Here is a 25,892-nt window from a genome sequence, read left to right on the forward strand (position 1 = left end):
ACCCTTTGATTTTCCTCGCTTTCGTGGCATCTATCGCGACGCACCGAACCAATTCCGTCCGGTCTGAAATCGCCTTGCACTCAAAGTTTGCGTCGAACGCGGAGAACTGACCTTGCGTCTGATCAGGTGCCTCGCGCCCATCGCGCTGGGCCTCATGATTCTTGTCGCCGCGTCCCCTGCACGCGCGCTTGACGCTGTCAGCGTCCGCAGCGATGCGCCCGCGATCGACCTCACCGGCGTGCTCGAGCATCAGCGCAGCGATGCCGACCGCATCCAGGTCTCGACCGCACCGGGCACCGACGGCATCGTCCGCCGCATCGAGGTGCGCGCCCGCGAAGGCGGCCAGAATTGGGTGGTGTTCGCGCTCGCCAACAACACCGACGATCAGCTCGACCGCCTGATCGTCGCCCCGCACTACCGCATCGTCTCCTCCGGCCTGTTGTGGCCCGACCTCGGGCTGTCGCGCATCGCGACCATCACGCCCTCGACCGGCGACCGGCCGGAGCGGCAGGAAAGTCCGACCGCCGACGTCTTCCGCATCACGCTCGACCCGGGCGCCGTCATCACCTTCGTCGCGGAACTGCGCACCGACAAGCTGCCACAGCTCTATCTGTGGGAGCCGGAATCCTACAAGGACAAGGTCAATTCCTTCACGCTCTACCAGGGCATCGTGATCGGCATCTCCGGCCTGCTTGCGCTGGTGCTGACCATCCTGTTCGTCGTCAAAGGCAGCATCATGTTCCCGGCGGCCGCGGCGCTGGCCTGGGCGGTGCTGGTCTATATCGGCGTCGATTTCGGCTTCTGGGGCAAGGTGCTCGACATGTCGAACAACGCCGAGCGCATCTGGCGCGCGGCGGGTGAAGCCATCCTGGCGGCAACGCTGCTGGTGTTCTTGTTCGCCTATCTCAATTTGAGCCGTTGGCACGTGCGCTACTCGCACATCACGGTGGGCTGGCTTGCCTTCCTGGGCTCGCTGGTGGCGCTCGCTTTGTTCGATCCGGCCGTCGCCTCCGGCATCGCGCGCATATCGCTGGTGCTGATCGCCTTCGCCGGCTTCGCGCTGATTGTCTATCTGTCGACCCACGGCTTCGACCGCGCGGTGCTGCTGATCCCGACCTGGTTCCTGCTGGTGGTCTGGGTGGTCGCGGCCGGCATGACGGTCGCGGGCTCCGTCACCAACGATATCGTCGGCCCCGCGCTGCTCGGCGGCCTGGTGCTGATCGTGATGCTGATCGGGTTTACGGTGATGCAGCACGCCTTTGCCGGCGGCGGCGCCACCACCGGCGTCGTTTCCGACATCGAGCGGCGGGCGCTGGCGCTGGCCGGCTCCGGCGATTTGATCTGGGACTGGGACGTCTCCGCCGACAAGGTCTTCACCAGTCCCGAGACTGAGGCCCTGCTCGGGTTGAAGCGCGGCACGCTGGAAGGCCCGGCGGCATCGTGGCTCGAGGTGCTGCATCCGCTCGACCAGGATCGTTTCCGCGCCGCGCTCGACAGCGTGCTCGACCAGCGCCGCGGCCGCCTGGTGCAGGATTTTCGCCTGCGCACGCCGGACGGTCATTTCATGTGGTTCGCGCTGAAGGCGCGCCCGGTGGTCGGCTCCGACGGCGAGGTCTCGCGCGTGGTCGGCACCCTCACCGACGTCACCGAGCAGCGCATCGCCGAAGAGCGCCTGCTGCACGATTCCGTGCATGACAACCTCACCGGCCTGCCTAACCGCAAGCTGTTCATGGACCGGTTAGGTGCGGTGGCGCATTTCGCCAAGACCATGCCGACGATGCGGCCGACGCTGATGGTGATCGATCTCGACCGCTTCAAGCAGGTCAACGATTCCGTCGGCATCGCGGTCGGCGATTCCATCCTGCTCACGCTCGCCCGCCGCCTCACCCGCATCCTGAAGCCCCAGGACACGCTGGCCCGGATGGCGGGCGACCAGTTCGGCCTGATCCTGCTGTCGGAGCAGGATCCCGCCCGCATCACCGCCTTCGCCGAGACCATCCGCAAGACCATCCGCGCGCCGATCGCCTTCAACGACCGCGAAATCTTCCTGACCGCCTCGATCGGCCTCGCGCTCTCCGATCCGCAAGCCCAGCTCACCGACGAGATCATCAAGGACGCCGAGCTGGCGATGTATCATTCCAAGCGCATCGGCGGCGACCGCATCGACGTCTACAAGCCGGCGATGCGCGCGCGCAAGACCGACCGCCTGACGCTGGAGAGCGAGCTGCGCCGCGCCATCGAACGGCAGGAGCTCACGATCCTGTACCAGCCGATCGTGCGACTCGAGGACCGGTCGATCGCGGGCTTCGAGGCGCTGTGCCGCTGGGATCATCCCAAACTCGGGCGCATGGCGCCGTCGGAATTCATCACCATTGCGGAAGAGACCGGGCTGATCGTCGACCTCGGCATGTTCGTGCTCGACCAGACCGCCAAGCAGCTCTCGATCTGGCAGCGCGCAATGCGTTCGCGCGAGCCGATCTTCGCTTCCGTCAACGTCTCCTCGCGCCAGTTGCTGCGCCACGACCTGATCCACGACATCCGCACCGTGCTGTCGCGCTCGTCTGTGGCGCGCGGCACGCTCAAGCTGGAACTGACGGAATCGCTGGTGATGGAGAATCCGGAGCACGCGGCGCAGATGCTGACGCGGATCCGCGAGCTCGGCACCGGGCTGTCGCTCGACGATTTCGGCACCGGCCATTCCTCGCTGGCCTATCTGCAGCGCTTCCCGTTCGACACCATCAAGATCGACCAGTCGTTCGTGCGCACCACCAACCGCGGCACCCGCCCGGTGATCCTGAAATCGATCATCGCGCTGGCGCACGACCTCGGCATGGACGTGGTGGCGGAAGGCGCCGAGACCGATTCCGACGCGGTCGAGCTCTACCAGATGGGCTGCGAATACGCGCAGGGCTTTGCCTTCGGCGAGCCGATGGACGCCGATGCCGCGATGCGGCTGCTCACGGAAGTACGGCTGGAAGCCGCGAGCTGATGCAAAACGCGCGCTGCTTTCCCTTCTCCCCTTGTGGGAGAAGGTAGCGCGAAGCGCCGGATGAGGGGTCGCCTCCGAGAATTCCGACGTAAGAGATTCACGCGCGGAGGAAGACCCCTCACCCGTCTCGCCGCGATGCGGCGAGCCACCCTCTCCCACAAGGGGAGAGGGGAAGAGCGGCGCTCACCCAGGACGCCGCCGGTCGCTTTTCCGCTTCGTGAATCTCACGCTCTGGCCGTCCGGCATCCGCGTCGCCACAAACCCTGCGGCGAGGCAGGCTTCGCGCTGCGGCATCTGGATGTCGGGGCTGCGCAGGCTGTCCCACCATGAGGCCCGATGCGCCGCACGCGGCAGGGCGGCGCCGATGATCTCCTCGATCTGCTCATAGGTCAGCACGAATTCCGTCTGCTTCTGCCGCATCAGATAGTCGCGCAACGCGTCGTAATCGTTCACCGTCGTCCCTCGTGCGATACCCAAATCCGCTCAATAAGGTCTGCCGAAAACCGGGAGCTGCATAAACCGTTTCTTAACTCATTGCGACGGCGCCGTCCCGGCTTAAACACTACTCAAGCTTTCGGGCGCATCCACTGATGTCGGGAGCAGGCGATGTTGTCTGGATGGCGCGAAGTCACGGCCCGCCGGCCGTGGCGAATCTCGGCGAAGCTGCTGATCATCTCGTCCGTGGTGACGGTGATCGGCTTTTCCGCCATTTGCGTCAACGTCATGCTGGACATGCGCCGCGGCGAGGAGGCGCTGGCCCGCCAGACCCTCGAGAACCTGGCAACGACCATCGAGTCCGACATCAGCCGCAACATCGAGATCTACGATTTGTCCTTGAAGGCGGTCGCCAGCAGCATGCTGCTGCCCGAGATCGCCACGGTCTCGAAGCCGATCCGCCATCTCATCTTGTTCGATCACGCGACCACGGCGAGGCATTTCGGCGCGATCCAGGTGTTCGATGCCGACGGCAGGCTGACCATCGACGCCTCCACGCTCGATCCCCTTGCGGAGAACCGGGGCGACGAGGAATACTTCAGGGTCCATCGCGACAATGCCGGCGCCGGACTGTTCATCAGCCGCCCGATGCTGTTTCGCGGCGCCTACTCGATCGTGCTGAGCCGCCGCATCAGCGACACCGACGGCGGCTTTCTCGGCGTCGTCGCCGGCTCGATCCGCTTCAGCTATTTCCACGAATTGTTCGAGCGGCTGAGCCTCGATCCCGCTGATACCATCACGGTGCTGAGGCGAGACCGCACCATCATGATGCGGCGGCCGTTCGACCTCGACGTCATCGGCAAGAACCTGGCGACGGTCCGGACCTGGAAGCCCGATAATCTGCAGGCGGGCGGGTCCTATGCGGGCCGGGGGCCGGTGGACACAACGCCGCGTCTGTACGTGCGCAGTAACGCCTCCGGTCCGCTGTTCGTCGTGGCCGGCAAGCCGCTGGCCGCCGTGTTCGAGCTGTGGCAGAAGGAAGCCTATCGGATCGGTGCGGTGGTGCTGGCGCTCATCCTGTTCGTGCTGGCCTCGACCCTGGTGCTCGCCCGCGAGATTGGCCGGCGCGCCGAAGCCGAAAGCAAGCTCGAGGAGATGGCGACGACGGACGCCCTCACCGGCTTGCGCAACCGCCGCAAGTTCGACCAGGTGATCGACGTCGAATGGCGCCGCGCCATGCGACAGAAGACGCCCGTTGCGCTCTTGATGATCGATGCCGATCACTTCAAGGCCTACAACGATACGTTCGGCCACCAAGCCGGCGACCAGGTGCTGGTCGGCATCGCCATCTGCATTTCCGATTCGGTGCGCCGCGCCGGCGACTGCGCCGCCCGCTATGGCGGCGAGGAGTTCGCCGTGCTGCTGCCGGACACCTCGGCCACCGACGCTTTCATGATCGCAGAGACGATCCGCGGCAAGGTGCAGGGCTGGTCCGACGACCAGGCGACCTCGACCGTCTCCTGCGGCATCGCGAGTCTCGTTCCCACGGCAGACATCGACTGGCCGATCCTGATCGCCGCCGCCGACAAGGCGCTCTATGCGGCGAAAGCCGGAGGCCGCAACCAGTCCGTGGTCGCAAGCTTGCCGAAGCTGTCGCTGGTGGCGTGAGGCCGCTGCTCCAAGGCCGTCATTGCGAGGAGCCCGCGACAAAATTGCGAAGCAATTTTGCGCTGGTGCGACGAAGCAATCCAGACTTTCTCCGCGGAAGCATTCCTGGATTGCTTCGCTTCGCTCGCAATGACGGTGAGGAGACAGCCTCGCACTACTGCCCCAGATACTTCTTCATCTCCGCGATCAGGCCGTCGCGCAGCTCGGGGCGCTGCAGGCCGTAGGCGATGTTGGCGCGGAGGAAGCCGGGCTTGGAGCCGCAATCGTGGCGCTCGCCCTCGAACTCGACGCCATAGAACTTTTGCGATTTGGCGAGACCGATCATGGCGTCGGTGAGCTGGATCTCGCCGCCGGCGCCGCGCTCCTGGGTCTGAAGGATCTTGAAGATTTCCGGCTGCAGGATGTAGCGGCCGGTGATCGACAGATTGGAGGGCGCGGTGCCCTTCGCCGGCTTCTCGACCATGCCGTCGACCTCGAACATCTTCCCGGTGCGTTTTCCGACGCCGCAGATGCCGTACTGGTGGGTGAGATGGTCGGGCACCGCCTCGACCGCGATGACATTGGATTTTTCGCCCAGCGTGCCGGCGGTCTCGATCATCTGCTTCAGGCAGCCGGGCGAATTGAGCACGAGCTCGTCGGGCAGCACCACCGCGAACGGCTCGTTGCCGACGATGTCGCGCGCGCACCAGACCGCGTGCCCGAGGCCGAGCGGCGCCTGCTGGCGGGTGAAGCTGACGGCGCCGGCTTCGGGCTGGTTCTGTGCCAGAACGTCCTGCTCGGTCTTCTTGCCGCGCGCCGCCAGCGTGGCGTCGAGCTCGAACATCCGGTCGAAATGATCTTCGATGACATTCTTGTTGCGGCCGGTGACGAAGATGAAGTGCTCGATGCCGGCTTCCCTGGCCTCGTCATAGACGTACTGGATCAGCGGCTTGTCGACGATGGTCAGCATTTCCTTCGGCATCGCCTTGGTAGCGGGCAGGACGCGGGTGCCGAGGCCGGCGACGGGAAATACGGCTTTGCGGATTTTCATGGGATTGATCGAATACCTTGAGACGCGCGTGAATGATGCAATGGCGGCTTGCTACCCGGTTTGCAGCCGGTAACAAAGGCGGATGTAGGGCCCCGCCCCCTTGAGTGAGAAAAGGGGGCCCACAAAATTTCACCTTTGTTAAGCTATTGGCAACCGTAACAAGGCCTCCTGAAGGCGGATTTTTGGCCGGACGGGTGGGGGACATGATGCAATCAGTGGCAAGGCTGGCAGTGGCAGGGCTGGCAAAGCGCGCTGGATCTCTGACCGGCGCAACGATGATTGCGGCCGTCCTGTTGCTCCCTGTCTCCGCGCGCGCCCAGGCGCAAAACGGCCTGTCGAACCTGTTCGGCGGTATTTTCTCCGGCGCGACCCCGGCACCCTCGCAGCCTGCGCCCACGCCCGGCGGCACTCAACCCTGGAGCGGCGAGGACGGCGCGTCCGGCCATCCGCTGATGAGCGCATCGGCAATCCGCGAAGCCGCCGCCAATTTCAACAATTGCGTCGCTGCGATGTGGCCCGATGCCGCACGGCGCGGCATCACGCAGGAGAATTTTCAGCGCTTCACCGCAGGGCTCGCGCCCGACCTGCGCATCATGGACCTGATGGATTCGCAGCCGGAGTTCACCAAGTCGATCTGGGACTATCTCGACATCCTCGTGAACGACAACCGGCTCGCCAAGGGCCGCGAGGTCCTCGCCAAGTACAAGGCGCAGTTCGACGCCACCGAAAAGGCCACCGGCGTCGATCGCTACATCATCGCCTCGATCTGGGGCATCGAATCCAACTACTCGACCCAGATGGGCGATCGCAGCGTGCTGCAATCGACCGCGACGCTGGCCTGCATCGGCCGCCGCCAAGCCTATTTCAAGGACGAATTCCTTTCCGGCCTGGAAATCCTCAACCGCGGTGATCTCAGGCCCGAGCAGATGCGCGGCTCCTGGGCCGGCGCCTTCGGTCCGACGCAGTTCATGCCGACCGCGTTCAAGCGCTTTGCCGTGGACGGCGACGGCGACGGCCGGCGCGACGTCGTCGACAATCCGACCGACCTGATCGCATCCACCGCCAACAATCTGAAGAAGGACGGCTGGCAGAGCGGCCAGACCTGGGGCTACGAGGTCGTGGTGCCGCAGGGCTTCAACTACATGCTGGCCGATCGCGCCAAGGCGATGACGATCGCACAGTGGGAGAAGCTCGGGCTCAAACGCCCGGCCAACCAGCCCTTTCCGCAGCCGGCGGAGAAAGCCTATCTGCTGGCGCCCGCCGGCGCGCAGGGACCGGGCTTCCTGATGCTGCAGAATTACCGCGTTATCATGAGGTACAATCCGGCGGAGGCCTATGCGCTGGCGATCGGTCATTTCGCCGACCGGCTGCGCGGCGGCCAACCCTTCGTGCAGCCCTGGCCGCGCCAGGAGCGGGAGCTGTCCCGCACCGAGCGGCTGGAACTCCAGCAGCTGCTGGCCCAGCGCGGCTTCTACAAGGGCACCCCGGACGGCCAGTTCGGCGGCCAGACTCGCGAGGCCCTGCGCAGCTTCCAGGCCTCGATCGGGGTGCCGGCGGACGGATTTGCCTCCTCGGACGCGCTGGAACGGCTGCGAGGACGGTAAAATCGCGCCGAAAGTAACCCTGAACAGGGATTTTACGCGCCGGCCTTGACGGGGACCGCTGATCCCCGTGTATGGCCTAGAGAGACCATAAGAAAATCCGCGAGAGAATCTGCCCGTTTGCGGCCGGATTCCGTTATTATATTGAACCCGTTCCGATCCCCGTTGCGCGTGCCCGAGATCGCATGTCGAAGCATAAGTCCCTGTTCAAGGCGCTGACCGAGACCGGCCCGTTGATCGCGCTGGGGACGGCGCTTGCGATCCTGGTATCGGTCGCGGGGCCCGCCTCGGCGCAATTTTTCAACTTCCCCGGCTTCGGCGGCCCGCCGCAGCGCGCGGCCCCGCCACCACCAAGGGGCGGCGGAGGCGGCGGCGGATGGTTCGGCGGCGATTTCTTTGCGCCGTTCCAGCAGCAACAGCCGCAAGCGCCGCGCCAGGATTTTTCGCGCGCGCCGGCACCTAGCAAGCGCGACACGATTCCCGACAAGAACGTGCTGGTGATTGGCGACGGCATGGCCGACTGGCTCGCCTATGGCCTGGAAGACGCCTACACCGAACAGCCCGACATGGGCGTGATCCGCAAGCACAAGACCACGTCCGGCCTGATCAGGTACCAGCCGAAGGGCGAGCCCTCGGATTGGGCGGCCGCGGCGAAGGGCATCCTCGAGACTGAAAAACCGGACGTCATCGTCGTCATGCTCGGCCTCAACGACCGCATCGCGATCCGCGAGGCCGCACCCGACAAATCCGACAAGCCCGCGGACAAGGACAAGAAGAACGACAAGGGCGCGCGCGCCAAGCCGCCGGCAAAGCCTGGCGACGCCAAGCCCAACGCCGGCGACACCGCCGCCAAGCCGGACGATAAGCCGGCCGACAGCGACCTGCCGCAGGATGACGCCGACAACGCCGATACGCCGGCGGCCGCAGCGCCCGAGAAGACCGCGCGCAATCCGAACGGCCTCTACGAGTTCCGCGACGACCGCTGGGTCGAGCTGTACGGCAAGAAGATCGAGGAGCTGACCAACGTCCTCAAGAGCAAGGGCGTGCCGGTGCTCTGGGTCGGCCTGCCCGCGATCCGCGGCCCCAGGGGCACGGCCGACATGCTGTTCCTGGATTCGCTCTATCGCGAGGGCGCCGCCAAGGCCGGCATCACCTATGTCGATGTGTGGGACGGCTTTGTCGACGAGGCCGGCCGCTTCCTGCAGAAGGGCCCGGATTTCGAGGGCCAGATCCGCCAGCTCCGCAGCTATGACGGCGTCTATTTCACCAAGCCCGGCGCGCGCAAGCTCGCCCACTATGTCGAGCGCGAGATCACGCGCCTGCTCGCGGGACGCTCCGGCCCGATCGCGCTGCCGAGCGAGCCTGCGACGCCCGACACCAGCGCCGAGCCGGGCAAGCCCGCGCCGCGGCCGCTGGCCGGGCCGATCGTGCCGCTGGTTGCCGCCTCGATCTCGACCGATCAATTGCTGGGCGGACCGGGCTCGCGTCCCGCCGCCGTCGATGCGCTCGCTGCGAAGACGCTGGTGAAGGGCGAGCCGCTGGCAGCGCCGGCGGGCCGCGCCGACGACTATGCCTGGCCGCGCCGCGAAGTCGGGCGCGAGCAGGCCAAGGGCGATACGCCGATGGCGGCGACGACGCCTGACGGCGGTGCGCCGGGTGCGGCCGCAGCGATCGCGCCGCCAAAACTCGCGCCGAAGAAGCCGCCGGTGCAGCAGCAACCGGCGCAAGCAGCCCCGTCAATGCGCGATTTCTTCGGCTTCGGCTCTCCGCCGCCACCGCCACGTCAATTGGCGCCGGCGCCGCGCTATCCGAATCCCAACCCCGCGATCCCGCGTCCGCCGGGCAACGTCGGGCGGTCGGCGGAAGTGTTCCGGTAGTCGCCTCTCCGACTTGAGATGTCATTCGGGGGCGCGAATGACGTGCCTGGCCTCAGCCGTAATAGCGCCAGCGCGGCGGCGGGCGACGGGCGGGGCGTGACATCAGCAGGGCAAGTGCGAAGCCGATGCCGCCGGCGACCAGCAGCGCGCCGAGCGGGTTGTCCTGCACCTTCTGCGCGATCGCTTGCGTGCCATCGCGGAACGTGTCCTGGCCTGCCTCATAGGCGTCCTTGGCGTAGCTCGCGGCGGTGTCCGTAGCATCGCGCGCCGCATCTTTCGCCTGACCATACAGGTTCTGCACGGTGCCGGCGGCCTCGCGCGCCTTGCCTGAAGCCTGCGTCTTCGCATCTCCCGCCATCTCGCCCACGGTGCCTTCCACGCCGCCCGCCATTTCCTTTGCTGATCCGATGATCCGATCCGCGTCCATGATAATCCTCCTCGGTGATCAGCCGAAGTAACCGATCAGAAGCAACGCGGTTCCTTGCATTTACCTACAGAATGAGCCCGCCATCGACGACGAGGGTCTGGCCGATGATGTAGGAGGACAGCGGCGACGCCAGGAACAGCGCCGCGCCCGCCATGTCGGCCGGCGTGCCCAATCGCCGCAGCGGAATCCGCGACAGCGCATCTTCGAGCCGCCTGGGATTGTCGGTCGTCACCTTCGTCATCTTGGTGTCGACGAGGCCGGGCGCGATGCCGTTGACGCGGATGCCGTCCTCCGCCCAGGCCTCGCCCAATGTCCGCGTCAATCCGACCGCACCGGTCTTCGACGCGTTGTAGGCGGGATTGCCCATGGTGGAATGATAGGCTGCGGTCGAGGACACCATGATCAGCGCGCCCTTCGCATCGCGCAACATGGAATGAAAGCGCGTCGCGCACGCCATCAGGCTCATCAGATTGACCTCGACCACCTTGCGGAAGCCGCTCATCTCGAATTCGCCGCGGCGATACAGCATGCGCCTTGCGCGAGCACGAGCACGTCGAGCCGCTTGAAGGCCGGCTTGAACGCCTCGATCGCGCCGGCATTGCTGACATCGAGCTGCGCATAGGCGAGACCTTCGAGGTCGGAGCCTTCCGCCGCCGAATAGTCGCTTGCGTGAGCACGCGTACCGCAAACTGCAACTTGCGCGCCCCTGGTCCGAAAGGCCTGCGCAATGCCGTTTCCGATGCCGCTGGAGCCGCCCACGACCAGCACCTGCCTGCCTGAGAAATCGAGCTCGTTCGCCATCGCCGTCTCCCTTCGTTTTTGCTTGTTTGACCTGTCTGCGGATCGATGCCAGCCTTGTCAATCGCCGGCAGCGTCGTTCCTTGCCGGTGCGGTGATCCCCGTCGACGGCGGCCTGACGGCGCGCAACGCGTGAGAGGCATGCCGTCGGGGCGTTGACACGGCCGGGCGCGGGAGTAACTTTTTCCCCAACAGAGCGGGACCAACCGCTCGCGGTTCGCGGGAGAAACGCCATGACGATCGCCATCCGGCAGCTTCAGAAATATTTCGTCGGCGAGGTTTCCGGCCTCGACCTGCGCAAGCCCCTCACCGAGAGCGAAGCGCGCGAGGTCGAGGCCGCCATGGACAAATATGCGGTGCTCGTGTTCCACGACCAGGACATCGCCGACGATCAGCAGATGGCCTTCGCGCTCAATTTCGGCGAGCGCGAGGACGCGCGCGGCGGCACCGTGACCAAGGAAAAGGACTACCGGCTCAATTCCGGCCTCAACGACGTCTCCAACCTCGGCAAGGACGGCAAGCCGCTGGCGAAGGACAGCCGCGCGCATCTGTTCAATCTCGGCAATTGCCTGTGGCACTCCGACAGCTCGTTCCGTCCCATCCCGGCAAAATTCTCGCTGCTGTCGGCGCGCGTGGTGAACCCCAAAGGCGGCAACACCGAATTCGCCGACATGCGCGCGGCCTATGACGCGCTCGACGAAGAGACCAGGGCGGAGATCGAGGACCTCGTCTGCGAACATTCGCTGATGCATTCGCGCGGCTCGCTCGGCTTCACGGAGTATACCGATGACGAGAAGGAGATGTTCAAGCCGGTGCTGCAGCGTCTGGTGCGCACCCATCCCGTGCATCGCCGCAAGTCGCTGTATCTCTCATCGCATGCCGGCAAGATCGTCGGCATGAGCGTGCCCGAGGGCCGGCTACTGCTGCGCGACCTCAACGAGCACGCGACGCAAGCCGAGTTCGTCTACGTCCACAAATGGAAGCTGCATGATCTCGTGATGTGGGACAACCGCCAGACCATGCACCGCGTCCGCCGCTACGACCAATCGCAGCCCCGCGACATGCGCCGCGCCACGGTGGCGGGCACGGAGCCGACGGTGCAGCAGCAGGCGGCGGAGTAGGCGTCACATACTGAGGGTCGTCATCGCCCGGCTGGACCGGGCGATCCAGTACTCCGAGACAATTGTGATTGAGCCGATAGGCCGCGGCGTACTGGATGCCCCGCCTTCGCGGGGCATGACACCGAGTAACTACGCGTGTCCCGCTTCGTTCGAGAGCATGCCGGGATCGATGCCGATCTTGTGCAGGGCGCGGGCATATTTGTCGTCGACGTCGTCGCCGAAGATCAGATCCGCATCCGCGTCGCAATGCAGCCAGCCATTGCTCTGGATCTCGGTCTCGAGCTGGCCCGGCGCCCAGCCGGCATAGCCGAGCGCAAGGATGGCGTGCTTGGGGCCGGAGCCCTTGGCGATGGCCCGCAAGATGTCGACGGTCGCGGTGAGGCAGACACCGTCGTCGATCCTGAGCGTCGCGTTCTCGATGTAAAAATCACTGGAATGCAGCACGAAGCCCCGGCCGGTGTCGACCGGACCGCCGCGCAGCACCTTCATGCTTTCGGCATTCTCCGGCAGCTTGATGTGCTCGCCCTTCTTGATGATACCGAGCTGCATCAGAAGCTCGGGGAAATCGATGCTGCCGGCCGGGTGGTTGACGATGATGCCCATCGCACCTTCGGCCGAATGGGCGCAGAGATAGATCACCGAACGCTCGAAACGGGCATCACCCATCACCGGCATCGCGATCAGAAGCCGGCCGTCGAGATACCCGGCGGAATTCGGGGGCGTGGAGCCCCTGCTCCGGGTGCTGTCGCCAGTCCTTTTACCTGCGGGAGCCATCGCTGAAGCACTCCGGTTTCAGTTCCCATCCTGATGTCGGGCCCCGCCACTGTCAAATCAAGGCTTGCGGGGAGCTGATTCAAGTGCATCCATCACAAGCAATTCAATGGTTTGACCTGGGGCGCCCCTGTAAAGACGTGCCATGCTCTGCATAGTTCCTATGCGTGCGGCGATTGCCGTCGCAACAACCCTGCTCGCGTCGTCGCTGGCGATGACCGCCCGCGCCGACGACGCCTCGCCCTGGCAACGCGACGGTCATTCCGCGGTGCGGTTGCTGGCGGGCTCGCGCAGCGGCGCGGTCCTGCTCGGCGGCATCGCCTTCCAGCTCCAGCAGGGATGGAAAACCTACTGGCGAACGCCGGGCGATTCCGGCGTTCCACCGCGATTCGACTTCTCGAAGTCGGACAATGTCGAAGCGGTGACAGTGATGTGGCCGGCGCCGCTGAAATTCGACGATGGCGCGGGCGGTCACTCCATCGGCTATCACAATCAGATCGTGCTGCCGCTGCGCATCGTCGCCAAGGCGGCCGACAAGCCGGTGACATTGCGCGCCGAGATCAACTACGCGGTGTGCGAAAAACTCTGCATTCCCGTCGAGGCCAGCGCCGAGCTCGCCTTCAACAGCGTCGCCTCGACCGAGGACGCCAATCTGCGTGCAGCGCTCGATACCGTGCCCAAGCCCGCCAATATCGGCGACTCCAATCCGCTGACCATCCGCGACGTCAAGCGCGACGGCGCCAAAAAGGTGGTGATCGACGTGGTCACGCCGGATGCCCGCAACGTCAATTTGTTCGTGGAAGGACCGACGCTCGACTGGTCGCTGCCGATCCCCGCTCCGGTCGAACCCAGCCCGCCCGGCGTCAAGCGCTTCACCTTCGAGCTCGACGGACTGCCGCCGCGCGCCAAGCCTGACGGCGCCGCGCTCAAGTTCACGCTGGTCGGGCCGGAGAAGTCGTACGAGTTCAACACGAATTTGGAGTGAGCCCGAGCTGTCGTCCCGGATCTGCGCTCCGCTCCGGACAACGCTACGCGTTGCCAGGAGCTATGCTTGTCCGGGACGACACCGCGGATGGGACGCCCACCCAACCGAATCTTAACGAATGGTTGCTAATTCCCAAGCCTGCCGCAGCATGCGCGTGCGCCCTGGGGACTCTTCGACGTGGCCGTGATGGATGCAGAACCCGCAGCGACCGCACCGGCCGGGCTCATCGCGCGGCTGCGCGGCAAATTGACGGGCGGGTCCAGCGAAGCGTCGCTGACGCGGCGGCTGGCCGGCACCATCTTCATCATCCGCGTGATCAGCGCAGGCCTTGCCTATGTTTCGCAGGTGCTGCTCGCGCGCTGGATGGGCACGTCCGACTACGGCGTCTACGTCTATGTCTGGACCTGGGTGCTGCTGCTCGGCAGCATGATGGATTTCGGCCTCTCGGCCTCCGCGCAGAAGATTATCCCCGAGTACCGCACCGCGGGCGAGCAGGCGCTGCTGCGCGGCTTTCTTTCCGGCAGCCGCTGGCTGACCTTTGCCGCATCCTTGCTGGTGTCGCTGGGGCTCGCCGGCCTCGTCAAGCTGCTCTCGCCATGGATCGATCCGGCCGAAGAGCTGCCGCTCTATATCGGCTGCATGACGCTGCCCGCCTTCGTCGTCGCCAACACCCAGGACGGCATCGCGCGCTCGCACGACTGGATGCAGCTCGGATTGATGCCGCAATTCATCATCCGCCAGGCGCTGATCATCGGCATCACGGCCAGCGCATTCCTGCTCGGTTACCATCTCGGCGCGGTCGCCGCGATGGTGGCGAGCGCCGGCGCGGTGTGGATCGCGATGACCGGACAGATGGTCGTGCTCAACCGCAAGCTCGCCGGCCACATCGAGCCAGGTCCCAGGACCTATGATGTCAGGGGCTGGCTCGCCGTCTCGCTGCCGATCCTGCTGGTCGAGAGCTTTTATCTGCTGTTGTCCTACACCGACGTGCTGGTGCTTCAGCAGTTTCGCCCCTCCGGCGAGGTCGGCGTCTACTTCGCCGTGGTCAAGACGCTGGCGCTGGTCTCCTTCATCCACTACGCGATGTCGGCAACGACCGCGCATCGCTTCGCCGAATACAACGCAGCTGGCGACAAGGCGCGGCTGTCGGCCTATGTGGCACACGCCATCAACTGGACGTTCTGGCCGTCGCTGGCCGCAACCCTGGTGCTGCTCGCGCTCGGCAAACCGCTGCTCTGGCTGTTCGGGCCGCAATTCACGGTCGGCTACGACATCATGTTCGTCGCCGCGATCGGGCTGGTGGTGCGCTCTGCGATCGGGCCGGTCGAACGCCTGCTCAACATGTTAGGTGAGCAGAAGATCTGCGCCCTGGCCTACGGGCTGGCATTCGTGATGAATCTGGTGCTCTGCATCACGCTGGTGCCGCGCTTCGGCGGCCATGGCGCCGCGGCCGCGACCTCGATCTCGCTCAGCTTCGAGACGGTGCTGCTGTTCTGGATCGTGCGGCAGCGGCTGGGCCTGCACGTGCTGGCGTTTGGAAGGTAGCCGGGCCTCTCCGTTCCATCCCTTGCCGCCCCTTGCCGTCCCGACGGAAGATATGTTCCGCCGGAAGCTGGCGAATAGGGCAAATCGTCTGCCCATTAGCCGATATGGGTAGGATTTTTCTTATTCCGTCGAAGCAGTTGCCTGCCAGGGAAAGTTTATTCTACGTCGTATTGCCCAGATGACGAGATAAACCTAAGATTCCTCAGACATGATTGATCCGCTCTACGTCGCCTCCGGATTCGGCGTCGGCCTCCTTGTCGGGATGACCGGCGTGGGTGGCGGATCGTTGATGACGCCGCTCCTGATCCTGCTGTTCGGGGTCCATCCAACCACTGCGGTCGGGACCGATCTGCTCTACGCCGCCGGTACCAAGACCGGCGGCAGCGTGGTCCATGGCTGGTCGCGCAGCGTGCACTGGCCAGCGGTGCTGCGGCTCGCCTGCGGCAGTATCCCCGCGAGCGCACTGACGCTGCTCGTGCTTTGGAATCTCGATCTCAAGAGCGATGCCGAACGCAGCCTGGTCAATCTGGTGCTGTGCTTTGCGCTGGTGTTGACCGCGACCTCGCTGATCTTCCGCAAGGCCATCATGGAGCGCTACCGCAGCAAACTGGAGCGCGTCGACGACCGTACGACGGCAATTGCCACCGTGGTCACAGGCGCCGTGCTCGGCACGCTGGTATCGATTTCATCTGTCGGCGCGGGCGCCGTCGGCGTGACCGTGCTGCTGCTGCTCTATCCGCGCCTGCCGATGGCGACCATCGTCGGCTCCGACATCGCGCACGCGGTGCCGTTGACGCTGGTCGCCGGGACCGGGCACTGGGCGCTCGGCGACGTAGATTGGGCTCTGATGGGCGTTCTGCTGCTGGGCTCGCTGCCAGGCATCGTCATCGGCAGCTACAGCGCCACGCGCGTCCCCGAAACGGTGCTGCGCCTGACGCTCGCCAGCGTCCTCTTCGTGGTCGCCGGCAAGATCATGTTCACGGAATTGAACTTGTCATCCGCGATCGTGACGGCTCTGGCCTGGACTCATTGAACGGAAGCGGCGCTCCACACTCGCTGTCATCGCCCGGCTTGACCGGGCGATCCAGTACTCCGAGAAAGCTGTGGTTGAATCGATAAGCCGCGGCGTACTGGATGCCCCGGTCAAGCCGGGGCATGACAGAGAACGGATTTACTCCGCGGTCCAGCCGCCGTCGATCGAGAGGTTGGTGCCGGTGATCTGCGCGGCATCGTCGCTGCACAGGAACAGCGCCAGTGCGGCGACCTGCTCGGAGGTGACGAACTCCTTGGTCGGCTGCGCATCGAGCAACACGTCGTTGATGACCTGCTCACGCGTGAGGTTGCGGGCCTTCATGGTGTCGGGAATCTGCTTCTCCACCAGCGGCGTCCAGACATAGCCGGGGCTGATGCAGTTGCAGGTGATCTTATTTGTCGCAACCTCCAGCGCCACGGTCTTGGTCAGGCCGGCAATGCCGTGCTTGGCCGACACGTAGGCCGACTTGAATGGCGAGGCGACCAGCGAGTGCGCCGATGCCGTGTTGATGATGCGGCCCCAGCCCCTCTTCTTCATGCCGGGCACGGCGGCACGAATGGCATGGAAGGCCGAGGACAGGTTGATCGCGATGATCTGGTCCCACTTCTCGATCGGGAATTCCTCGATCGGCGAGACGAACTGGATGCCGGCATTGTTGACGAGGACGTCGACCGAGCCGAAGGTCTTCTCGCCGAGCGCGATCATCCCGGCGATTTCCGCGGGCTTGGTCATGTCGGCCGGCGAGTAGACCGCCTTCACACCAAAATCGGACTCGATCTTTGCGCGCTCCTTCTCGATGTCCTCGGGCGAGCCGAAGCCGTTGATGACCACGTTGGCACCGGCAGCGGCGAAAGCGCGCGCATAGGCGAGCCCGATGCCGCTGGTCGATCCGGTCACGACGGCGTTCTTGCCTGACAGACTACCCATTTTGTTCGCTCCTTTTTAGCGGGGGCGCGGTGACGTCCCCCGTGAGATCGTAGGTCACCATGGTCTCGCCGGACTGCGGCCGCTCGAGCGAGTCCTTGTGGCGCATCGACAGATGCACGTCGCGCACGCCGGCTTCCCAATGCTCGACCATCGCGACATGCGAGAAGTCGTAATCCTTGGAGGAGGATTCGTAATTCTTGCTGCGATAGATCAGGTGCACCACCGTCACGGTGCTTTCACGCGCGGCCTTGGAGAGGTATTCGACGGACGGATCGTTCTTCAGATAATCCGGCAATTTTCCGATCAAGTCGCGCACGGCCTTGCGGGCATTGTGCAACTGCCTGTTCTTGTCGGTGTTCATCCGCGTCCGGCTGGAAAAGCGGATGTCCTTCTCTCGCTCGGCAGCTTCGAGCAGCGAAGTCGGCAAATCCCCGCGGGCGCTGAACAGGTCGACCTGGAAGATCAGGAGGTCGCGAGCGAGCTCCGCGTCCAGCACATAGTCCAGAGGCGTGTTGGAAGCGATGCCGCCGTCCCAATAATGCTCATCGTCGATGATGACGGACGGAAAGCCCGGCGGCAGCGCGCCGGAGGCCATGATGTGCTCGGGACCGATCTTCTTGCCGAGCTTCTTGAACTCGTGATTGTCGAAATATTTGAAATTGCCCGAGGTGACGCCGACGGCGCCGACCGACAGGCGCGTCTTCAGGTCGTTGATGCGGTCGAAATCGACCAGCCGCTCCAGCGTCTTCTTCAGCGGCGCGGTGTCGTAGTAACTCTGCGCCTGCGGACTGCCAGGGGGCCAGAGCGGCGCAGGCGGGAGACGCGGCGTGAAGAAGCCGGGCACACCGAAGGTGGCGATCAGCGCGGCGCTGGTCGAGTTGAACAGCTCGCGGCTGTGGTCGCTCTTGCCGATCGGCTTCCACGGCACCGGCGCCGAGACCATCTCCCAGAATTCCTTGAGCCGCTTGACGCGGATGTGGCTCTCATTGCCGGCGATGATGGCGGCATTGACTGCGCCGATCGAGATGCCGGCGACCCACTCCGGCTCGAAGCCGTAGCCGCACAGGGCCTGATAGCCACCGGCCTGATAGGAGCCGAGCGCACCGCCGCCCTGGAGAACCAGGACGCGTTGCGCATTCGCGGGGACACTGGTGGATTGCGGACTGGTGTGATCGGTCATGCGGGAACAATAGCAGATGACGAGCGACCGTGGCGACAGATCGCCGCGGCGTCAATGCATGCCGGATCAAGTCTGGCTTATCGAGGGTCGGTCGAGGCCAGGATCATGGTCCAGAACACCTTGTATTTGGTGCCTGGAGCATAGCCCGCCGCGATGCCCAATTTTGTGACACCGCTCTTGAGCATGTTGGCCCGGTGCGGGGGCGAGTCGCGCCAGCCGGAAAACGCTTCCGCCAGCGTATGATAGCCGGCCGAGACGTTCTCGACTGCCACGGCCGCCGGATAACCGCCGGTGGCTAGCCGCTTGGCCAGCGGCGCGCGGACGTCGTGGTCCATCTTGTTGGCGGCCGCCATGGCCTGGGACTGGGATTCCGCAAGCCGCATCAGTTCGGGATCGATGACGACGGTGCCGAGGCCGTTGTTCTGGCGGTATTGGGAGATCATCACCGAAGCTGCCTGCGCATCGAGCTTTGCGCCCGGGACCGCCATATCGGCATACATCGACGGCTGCTGGACGGGCGCTTCGTTGCCGGCACAGCCGACGAGCAGCAAAGTGATGAGTATTGCGGCCGCAGCGCGCATGAATCAGAGCCCCCAAATGAGGGGCCGTTGTTGCATACCAACCGTGGCTGAAAGGTGAATTTTGCGGAAAATCTGAGCCTTCGGGCCGGCTCACCTAGCCCGCAAATATGCGGTAGCGGCGGGGCTGGAGGCCGATCGCGTCGCCGGCGCGCAGTTCCTTGCCGCGGGGGGCGTCGATCTCGATGGTTTGCCCGCCCGACAGCGCGACCTCCGCCCGCTGGACCGGGCCAAAATTTCGGACCTGCTGCACGGCGCCCTCGAAGGCGCCGCTGCCGGGCGGACCGACCAGCATGTCGTGTCGCCGCACGAACAGTCTTGACGCGCCAGGCGCAAGCCCATCTGCGTCAAGTGCGAGCGGCCGGTCGCCGAGCCGGACTACGCCGTCGGCAATCCGGACTGGAAGCTCGATGGACTCGCCGATGAAGCCGTGGACGAAGGCGGTGGCCGGGCTTTCATAGACGTCGTCGGGCGAGCCTATCTGCTCGATCCTGCCCTTGTCCATCACCACGACGCGATTGGCGACTTCCAGCGCCTCTTCCTGGTCGTGGGTGACGAAGATCGAGGTGACGTTGATCTCGTGATGCAGCGAGCGCAGCCATTTGCGCAGCTCCTTGCGCACCTTGGCGTCGAGCGCGCCGAACGGCTCGTCGAGCAGCAGGATGCGCGGCTCGATCGCGAGCGCACGGGCCAGCGCGATGCGCTGGCGCTGGCCGCCCGAGAGCTGGCTCGGATAGCGGTCGGCGAGCCAGTCGAGTTGCACGAGATCGAGCAGCTCCTTGACGCGCGCGCGGATCGCCGCCTCTTCCTTCCGGACCGCGCGCGGTTGCACGCGCAAGCCGAAGGCGACATTCTCGAACACCGTCATGTGGCGGAACAGCGCGTAGTGCTGGAACACGAAGCCGACGTGACGCTCGCGCGCGCCCTGCGCCAGCGCATCCTCGCCGTTGAAAGCGAGTTCGCCGGAGTCGGGCCAATCGAGGCCGGCGATGATCCGCAGCAGCGTGGTCTTGCCGGAGCCGGACGGCCCGAGCAGCGCCAGCAATTCGCCGTTGTCGACCTTGAGGTCGACGCTGTCGAGAGCTGCAAAGCTGCCGAACTTCTTGACGAGATTCCTGACTTCAATGGTCACGGGCGTGTCCTTCGTCGAGATGACGTTCGAGAACGGTCTTGGCAATCAGCGTGACCAGCGCCAGCATCGCCAGCAGCGAGGCGATCGCGAACGCGGCGACGAACTGGTATTCGTTGTAGAGGATCTCGACCAGCAGCGGCATGGTGTTGGTCTCACCCCGAATGTGGCCGGAGACGACCGAGACCGCGCCGAACTCGCCCATTGCGCGGGCGTTGCAGAGCAGTACGCCATAGAGCACGCCCCATTTGATGTTCGGCAGCGTGACACGGAAGAAGGTCTGAAGGCCGGAGGCGCCGAGCGAAATCGCGGCCTCCTCCTCCTGGGTGCCCTGCTCCTGCATCAGCGGGATCAGCGCCCGCGCCACGAAGGGGAAAGTCACGAAGGTGGTGGCGAGCGCAATGCCGGGCACCGCGAACAGGACCTGGATGTCGTGGTCGCGCAGCCAGCCGCCGAAATAGCCTTGCGCGCCGAACAGCAGCACGAAGACGAGCCCCGAGATCACCGGGCTCACCGAGAACGGCAGATCGATCAGCGTGATCAGGAAGGTCTTGCCCTTGAAGTCGAACTTGGCGATGGCCCAGGCGGCGACCAGACCGAACACGAGGTTGAGGCCGACCGAGATCGCCGCCACCAGCAGCGTCAGCTTGATCGCGGACAGCGCCTCCGGCTCGGCGAGCGCGGCGAGATAGGCCAGGATTCCTCTCGAGAACGCCTGCGCGAACACGACCACCAGAGGCAGCACGACGAAGACGGAAAGGAACAGCACCGCTAGCGCGATGATGACGATGCGCACCGCCCTCGGCTCGGTGCGAAGGTTGTTGCGCGCGGCCGCCGCATGCACGCGCGCCTTGGCCTCGGACGGAGAGAGCGAAACGGAATCTGCAAGCTGCATCGTCATCGACCCATCCTCAACGCGCCGGGATCCGGCTCTGCGCCCAGCGCTGGAGCCGGTTGACGGCGAAGATGATGACGAAGGAGACGATGAGCATGACCACCGCGATGGCGGTCGCATCGGCGTAGCGGAATTCGGAGAGCCGGATCACGATCAGGAGTGGCGCGATCTCGGACACGTTCGGCAAATTGCCGGCGATGAAGATCACCGAGCCGTATTCGCCGACCGCACGGGCGAAGGCGAGCGCGAGCCCCGTCAGCAGCGCCGGCCCGAGCGAAGGCAGGATCACGCGAATGATGGTCTGCCAGCGGCTCGCCCCTAAACTGCCGGCGGCCTCCTCGATCTCGGGATCGAGATCCTGGAGCACCGGCTGCACGGTGCGGACGACGAAGGGGATGCCGATGAAGATCATCGCGACGAAGATGCCGACCGGCGTGAACGCCACCTTGATGCCGAGCGCTGCGAGTGGCGCCCCTAACCAGCCCTTCTCTGCGAACAGCGCGGTCAGTGCGACACCGGCCACCGCGGTCGGCAGCGCGAACGGCACGTCGACAATGGCATCGAACAAACGCCGTTCGGGGAAGCGGTAGCGCACCAGTGCCCAGACGATGATGCTGCCCATCACCAGGTTGACGCAGGCCGCCGCGAAGGCGAGGCCGAAGGAGACGCGAAACGCGTTCAGGGTGCGGCGGCTGGAGAGGATGTTCCAAAACTGCTCGGGGCTGAGCTCGAGCGATTTCAGGAACAGGCCGGCAAGCGGAATCAGAATGATGACTGACAGCCAGGAAAGCGTCAGTCCCATGGTGAGACCGAAGCCCGGCAATGTCCGGCGTCGTGCTGCGATTGCGCTCACCAGGCCCCCTGCAAAAGCCCCTCCGACCGCGCCCGATCAGTTCTTGTAGATCTGATCAAAGACGCCGCCGTCGGCAAAATGTTCCTTCTGCGCCTTGGTCCAGCCGCCGAACACATCGTCGATGGTGAACAGCTCGACCTTGGCGAAGGCGTTTTCGTACTTCTTGGCGATCTCGACATCGCGCGGACGGTAGAAATTGCGCGCGGCGATCTCCTGACCTTCTTTGGTATACCAATACTGAAGATAAGCGTCGGCGGCGTTGCGCGTGCCCTTTTTATCGGCAACCTTGTCGACGATCGTGACCGGCGGCTCGGCCAGGATCGATTGCGGCGGCGCCACGATCTCGAACTTTGCGGGACCAAACTCCTTCAAGGCAAGGAACGCCTCGTTCTCCCAGGCCAGCAGCACGTCGCCGACGCCGCGCTCGACGAAGGTCACGGTCGCGCCGCGCGCACCGGTGTCGAGCACCGGCACCTGCTGATAGAGTTTGCCGATGAAGTCCTTGGCCTTGTCGGCCGAGCCGAGCTTCTTCTGGGCATAGCCCCACGCCGCCAGATAGTTCCAGCGCGCGCCGCCCGAGGTCTTTGGGTTCGGCGTGATCACGGCGACGCCCGGCTTGAGCAGATCGTCCCAATCCTTGATGCCCTTGGGATTGCCCTTGCGCACCAGGAACACGATGGTCGAAGTATAGGGTGATGAATTCTGCGGCAGCCGCTTCTGCCAATCGGCTGCGGTGAGACCCTTGCTCGCGATGGCGTCGATGTCATAGGCGAGCGCAAGCGTCACCACATCGGCTTGCAATCCGTCGATCACCGCGCGCGCCTGCGAACCGCTGCCGCCGTGCGACTGCTTGATCTCGACGCTCTTGCCGGTCTCCTTCTGATAGGCGCTCGCGAACGCCTTGTTGAATTCGGCATAGAGCTCGCGCGTCGGATCGTACGACACGTTCAGCAGATTGATGTCAGCGGCGAAAGCCGAGCTTGCCAAGAAGCCTGTCAGGAGCAGCCCTGCCGCGAGCGGAACGATACGGCGCATCATGTCCATCTCCATTCACTTCGAGGACCTCAGTGTCAACGAAGGCGTGCAGACATAACTCGGGGCGAAACACGTTCAAGTCAACGGAACCGGATTTCCTTGTTCGTAGCGTTGCAGCCTAGCTGTGCTACGAAATCTTCATCGTGTGAATGCCGCATTCTGTCTTGGCGCGGCCGCGCCACCGGCCGGCGCGTTCGTCCTCGCCCGCAGCCGTTCGGCTGGTGCAAGGCATGCATCCAACGGACAGAAATCCGGACGCGGCCAAAGGATGCCGCGGCAATTTGGCGCGGACGAAAATCGCTTCGATCTCCTCGCGCGAGACGTTGGCAAAGGGGTTGAACTTCAACCGCGCGCCATCGTCCTCGACGACCGGAATGTCGGCGCGCGCATTGCCCTGAAAGCGCTTGCGGCCGTTGATCCAGGCAGCGAACGGCTTTAGCGCATGCGCTAGAGGCTCCACTTTGCGAATGCGGCAGCAGGCGTCGGGATCGGAGAACCACAAGTCGCGGTCGGGATCCTCGCGCGACAGCGTCTCCTCGGCCGGCTTGATCGAGCGAACGTCCTTCAACCCCAGCGCCGTGATCAGCGTGTCGCGATAGGCCAGCGTCTCCTCGAAGAGCCAGCCGGTATCAAGGAAGACCACGGGGATCGCCGGATCGACATCCGCCATCACCTTGAGCAGCGTCGCCGATTCCGTGCCGAACGAGGACACCAGCGCAAGCTTCTCGCGGCCAACCGCCTTCAGGGCCGCGGCGATGACCTCCGCGGGCGACGCATCGCGCAGCGCGCGATCGAGCTCCTCCGCCGAGGGCAGTCCGGAGACTGACGATACCTGAGATGCGACTGCGTTCACGTGCCGACACCTTCAGAGTGACGCAGCTGCATGCGCCGGTGCAGCGCCGTGACCCGGCCATCGCCGGTCGGCTGATAGAACACCGAGTAGCGTTTTGCCGTCTGCATGAAGGCCTCCGCGTCTGCCTGCTTCTTGACCTCGAAGGAATCGAAGCCGGCGCGCAGCATGAATACGAACTGGTCGCGCAGCACCTGGCCCGTCGCACGCAATTCGCCGCGATAATTGTAGCGCTCGCGCAGCAGCCGCGCCTGGCTGTAGGCGCGGCCGTCGCGGAACGTCGGGAACACCAGCGCAACGGCGGCGAGCTTTTCGAGATGGGGCGCCAGTTCGCTGATGTCGCGATTGTTCGGCCAGATCACGCCGACCTTGCCGCCACGCGCCAGCAACGCTTCCCTTTCGCTCAGGAAGCGTTCGGCCGGCACCAGGATGTCGCCGCCGGCGGGCAGCGGCGTATCGACGGCAAGCTTGGCGAAGCTGTCGTCGACGATCTTTCCGCCGTTAACGAGTGGCATAGACGCGCTCCTTGAAAGGTTCGACGCCGAGGCGTTTCACCGTGTCCATGAACAGCTCTTCGGGCCGTTCGCGCAGCGCCAGATAGGCTTCCACGATGTCTTCGACGACGTCGGCGACCTCGTCGAATTTCACGCCGGGACCGATCAGATTGCCGAGCGCGGCATTCTCGTCGGCACGGCCGCCGATGGTGATCTGATAGACCTCCTCGCCGTTCTTCTCGACACCGAGAATTCCGATATGGCCGACATGGTGATGGCCGCAGGCGTTGATGCAGCCGGAGATGTTGATGTGCAGCCGGCCGATCAGATTGGCGAGCTCGTGATTGGAAAAGCGCCGCGTCAGCTCCTGCGCGATCGGGATCGAACGCGCATTCGCCAGCGAGCAATAGTCGAGCCCGGGGCAGGCGATGATGTCGGTGATCAGGTTGACGTTCGGCGTCGCCAGGCCGAGCTTGTCGAGCGCCTTCCATAGCGCCGGCAGGTCGCGCTTGGCGACATGGGGCAGCGCCAGATTCTGCTCGTGGCCGACGCGGATCTCGCCAAAGGAGTATTTGTCGGCGAGATCGGCCAGCGCGTCCATCTGCTCGGCGGTGGCATCACCGGGCGGCGCACCGATCGGCTTCAGCGAGATCGTGACGATGGAATAACCCTGGTTCTTGTGCGGGGCCACCGAGTTCTTGCGCCACGCTTCGAAGCCGGGATCGGCCGCGGCCTGGCGCAGCTCGTCCGGCATGTGCGGCAGCTTCTCGTAAGCCGGATAGGTGAAGCGCGAGCGGATGTCCTCGATCACCTCGTCGTCGATCTGAAGCGAGGAATTGCGAATGTGCTGCCACTCATCCTCGACCTCGCGCGAGAACTTCTCGATGCCGAGCTCGTGCACCAGGATCTTGATGCGCGCCTTGTAGATGTTGTCGCGGCGACCGTACTGGTTATAGACGCGCAGGATGGCCTCGATATAGCTGAGGATGTCGCGGCCGTGAACGAAATGCTTGATGGTCTTGGCGATGAACGGCGTACGGCCGAGGCCGCCGCCGACCAGCACCTCGAACCCCGTCTCGCCCTTCTCGTTCTTGATCAGGCGCAGGCCGATATCGTGGATCTTGATCGCAGCGCGATCATGGTCCGACGCGGTGATCGCGATCTTGAACTTGCGCGGCAGGAACGAGAATTCCGGATGCAGCGTGGTGTGCTGGCGGATCAGCTCCGACCAGATGCGCGGATCCTCGATCTCGCCGGGCGCGACGCCGGCCCACTGGTCCGAGGTGACGTTGCGCATGTTGTTGCCGGACGTCTGCATCGCATGGATGCCGACCTCGGCAAGATCGGCCAGCGCATCCGGCAGCTCCGCAAGCTTGATCCAGTTGAACTGGATGTTCTGCCGCGTCGTGAAATGGCCGTAGCCGCGGTCATATTTGCGCGCGACGTGAGCGAGCTGCCGCAACTGGTTCGACGCCAGCGTGCCGTAGGGAATCGCGACACGGAACATGTAGGCGTGCAGTTGCAGATAGACGCCGTTCTGCAGGCGCAGCATCTTGAACTCGTCCTCGGTGAGTTCGCCGGAGAGGCGGCGCTTCACCTGGTCGCGGAATTCCGAGACGCGCTCGTTGACGAGCGTGCGGTCGATTTCGTCGTAAGCATACATCAGAGAGC

The 25,892-nt window shown here is 64.7% G+C and carries 22 protein-coding genes and 1 pseudogene; 8 read left to right on the forward strand and 15 right to left on the reverse strand.

Going from position 1 to position 25,892, the window contains the following annotated elements; translation table 11 throughout:
• Positions 1–112: 112 nt before the first annotated feature.
• The gene (locus GWG65_RS11360; protein ID WP_275195667.1) at positions 113–2,989 is read left to right on the forward strand and encodes an EAL domain-containing protein; all 2,877 of its coding nucleotides are present in this window, start codon (positions 113–115) and stop codon (positions 2,987–2,989) included.
• Positions 2,990–3,172: 183 nt separating this feature from the next.
• Here the strand turns inward: GWG65_RS11360 and GWG65_RS11365 are convergent, their stop codons facing one another.
• The gene (locus tag GWG65_RS11365) at positions 3,173–3,442 is read right to left on the reverse strand and encodes a hypothetical protein (protein ID WP_275195668.1); all 270 of its coding nucleotides are present in this window, start codon (positions 3,440–3,442) and stop codon (positions 3,173–3,175) included.
• Between the two features lie 153 nt (positions 3,443–3,595).
• On the opposite strand from GWG65_RS11365, the gene GWG65_RS11370 reads away from it, so the two are divergent.
• Positions 3,596–5,092: a diguanylate cyclase gene (locus GWG65_RS11370; protein ID WP_275195669.1), complete on the forward strand. Its 1,497-nt coding sequence runs from the start codon at positions 3,596–3,598 to the stop codon at positions 5,090–5,092.
• Positions 5,093–5,246: 154 nt separating this feature from the next.
• Here GWG65_RS11370 and GWG65_RS11375 read toward each other — a convergent pair whose 3' ends face one another.
• Positions 5,247–6,122: a UTP--glucose-1-phosphate uridylyltransferase gene (locus GWG65_RS11375; RefSeq protein ID WP_275195670.1), complete on the reverse strand. Its 876-nt coding sequence runs from the start codon at positions 6,120–6,122 to the stop codon at positions 5,247–5,249.
• 203 nt (positions 6,123–6,325) lie between these two features.
• Here GWG65_RS11375 and GWG65_RS11380 point away from each other — a divergent pair, with 203 nt between their 5' ends.
• Together GWG65_RS11380 and GWG65_RS11385 are read left to right on the forward strand one after the other, a co-directional pair.
• Positions 6,326–7,726: a lytic murein transglycosylase gene (locus tag GWG65_RS11380; protein WP_275195671.1), complete on the forward strand. Its 1,401-nt coding sequence runs from the start codon at positions 6,326–6,328 to the stop codon at positions 7,724–7,726.
• A gap of 182 nt (positions 7,727–7,908) precedes the next feature.
• Positions 7,909–9,600 (forward strand): SGNH family hydrolase, encoded by a 1,692-nt coding sequence (locus GWG65_RS11385; RefSeq protein WP_275195672.1) that lies wholly within the window; start codon positions 7,909–7,911, stop codon positions 9,598–9,600.
• 52 nt (positions 9,601–9,652) lie between these two features.
• Here the strand turns inward: GWG65_RS11385 and GWG65_RS11390 are convergent, their stop codons facing one another.
• Together GWG65_RS11390 and GWG65_RS11395 are read right to left on the reverse strand one after the other, a co-directional pair.
• Entirely contained in the window at positions 9,653–10,027 is a 375-nt protein-coding gene (locus tag GWG65_RS11390) for a CsbD family protein (protein WP_275195673.1), read from the reverse strand.
• 64 nt (positions 10,028–10,091) lie between these two features.
• Positions 10,092–10,828 (reverse strand): annotated as a pseudogene (locus GWG65_RS11395) (SDR family oxidoreductase).
• Between the two features lie 230 nt (positions 10,829–11,058).
• On the opposite strand from GWG65_RS11395, the gene GWG65_RS11400 reads away from it, so the two are divergent.
• On the forward strand, positions 11,059–11,946 hold the full coding sequence (locus GWG65_RS11400; RefSeq protein WP_275195674.1) for a TauD/TfdA family dioxygenase: 888 nt from the start codon (positions 11,059–11,061) through the stop codon (positions 11,944–11,946).
• Between the two features lie 129 nt (positions 11,947–12,075).
• Here the strand turns inward: GWG65_RS11400 and GWG65_RS11405 are convergent, their stop codons facing one another.
• A complete protein-coding gene (locus GWG65_RS11405; protein WP_148739013.1) occupies positions 12,076–12,720 on the reverse strand; it encodes a YqgE/AlgH family protein in 645 nt (214 codons plus the stop codon).
• 142 nt (positions 12,721–12,862) lie between these two features.
• Here GWG65_RS11405 and GWG65_RS11410 point away from each other — a divergent pair, with 142 nt between their 5' ends.
• The 3 genes from GWG65_RS11410 to GWG65_RS11420 all read left to right on the forward strand — a co-directional run bounded on the left by GWG65_RS11410 (position 12,863) and on the right by GWG65_RS11420 (position 16,280).
• Positions 12,863–13,702: a protein-disulfide reductase DsbD domain-containing protein gene (locus GWG65_RS11410; protein ID WP_275195675.1), complete on the forward strand. Its 840-nt coding sequence runs from the start codon at positions 12,863–12,865 to the stop codon at positions 13,700–13,702.
• Between the two features lie 177 nt (positions 13,703–13,879).
• Complete coding sequence (locus GWG65_RS11415) at positions 13,880–15,247, forward strand: oligosaccharide flippase family protein (protein ID WP_275195676.1); 1,368 nt, start codon at positions 13,880–13,882, stop codon at positions 15,245–15,247.
• 208 nt (positions 15,248–15,455) lie between these two features.
• Positions 15,456–16,280 carry a sulfite exporter TauE/SafE family protein gene (locus tag GWG65_RS11420; protein ID WP_275195677.1) on the forward strand — a complete coding sequence of 275 codons (825 nt, stop codon included), beginning with the start codon at positions 15,456–15,458 and terminating at the stop codon, positions 16,278–16,280.
• Positions 16,281–16,418: 138 nt separating this feature from the next.
• Here the strand turns inward: GWG65_RS11420 and GWG65_RS11425 are convergent, their stop codons facing one another.
• The 10 genes from GWG65_RS11425 to GWG65_RS11470 all read right to left on the reverse strand — a co-directional run bounded on the left by GWG65_RS11425 (position 16,419) and on the right by GWG65_RS11470 (position 25,884).
• On the reverse strand, positions 16,419–17,207 hold the full coding sequence (locus tag GWG65_RS11425; RefSeq protein WP_275195678.1) for a 3-hydroxybutyrate dehydrogenase: 789 nt from the start codon (positions 17,205–17,207) through the stop codon (positions 16,419–16,421).
• Complete coding sequence (locus GWG65_RS11430; protein ID WP_275195679.1) at positions 17,200–18,387, reverse strand: patatin-like phospholipase family protein; 1,188 nt, start codon at positions 18,385–18,387, stop codon at positions 17,200–17,202. Before GWG65_RS11430 ends, GWG65_RS11425 begins: the two co-directional genes overlap by 8 nt.
• A 77-nt stretch (positions 18,388–18,464) precedes the next feature.
• Entirely contained in the window at positions 18,465–18,968 is a 504-nt protein-coding gene (locus GWG65_RS11435; RefSeq protein WP_275195680.1) for a CAP domain-containing protein, read from the reverse strand.
• Between the two features lie 94 nt (positions 18,969–19,062).
• Positions 19,063–20,097 (reverse strand): sulfate ABC transporter ATP-binding protein, encoded by a 1,035-nt coding sequence (locus GWG65_RS11440; protein WP_275195681.1) that lies wholly within the window; start codon positions 20,095–20,097, stop codon positions 19,063–19,065.
• Positions 20,087–20,995, reverse strand: coding sequence for a sulfate ABC transporter permease subunit CysW (cysW, locus tag GWG65_RS11445; RefSeq protein ID WP_275195682.1), 909 nt, complete (start codon positions 20,993–20,995; stop codon positions 20,087–20,089). Before cysW ends, GWG65_RS11440 begins: the two co-directional genes overlap by 11 nt.
• Positions 20,996–21,005: 10 nt before the next feature.
• On the reverse strand, positions 21,006–21,842 hold the full coding sequence (gene cysT, locus GWG65_RS11450; protein WP_275195683.1) for a sulfate ABC transporter permease subunit CysT: 837 nt from the start codon (positions 21,840–21,842) through the stop codon (positions 21,006–21,008).
• 36 nt (positions 21,843–21,878) lie between these two features.
• The gene (locus tag GWG65_RS11455; RefSeq protein WP_275195684.1) at positions 21,879–22,880 is read right to left on the reverse strand and encodes a sulfate ABC transporter substrate-binding protein; all 1,002 of its coding nucleotides are present in this window, start codon (positions 22,878–22,880) and stop codon (positions 21,879–21,881) included.
• 124 nt (positions 22,881–23,004) lie between these two features.
• A complete protein-coding gene (locus GWG65_RS11460; protein WP_275195685.1) occupies positions 23,005–23,730 on the reverse strand; it encodes a phosphoadenylyl-sulfate reductase in 726 nt (241 codons plus the stop codon).
• Positions 23,727–24,242 (reverse strand): DUF934 domain-containing protein, encoded by a 516-nt coding sequence (locus GWG65_RS11465; RefSeq protein WP_275195686.1) that lies wholly within the window; start codon positions 24,240–24,242, stop codon positions 23,727–23,729. The genes GWG65_RS11460 and GWG65_RS11465 overlap by 4 nt, the downstream gene beginning before the upstream one ends.
• On the reverse strand, positions 24,229–25,884 hold the full coding sequence (locus tag GWG65_RS11470; RefSeq protein WP_275195687.1) for a nitrite/sulfite reductase: 1,656 nt from the start codon (positions 25,882–25,884) through the stop codon (positions 24,229–24,231). The genes GWG65_RS11465 and GWG65_RS11470 overlap by 14 nt, the downstream gene beginning before the upstream one ends.
• Between the last annotated feature and the right edge of the window lie 8 nt (positions 25,885–25,892).

Source organism: Bradyrhizobium sp. CSA207, assembly GCF_029051685.1.
In the GTDB taxonomy this organism is placed as follows: Bacteria; Pseudomonadota; Alphaproteobacteria; order Rhizobiales; family Xanthobacteraceae; genus Bradyrhizobium.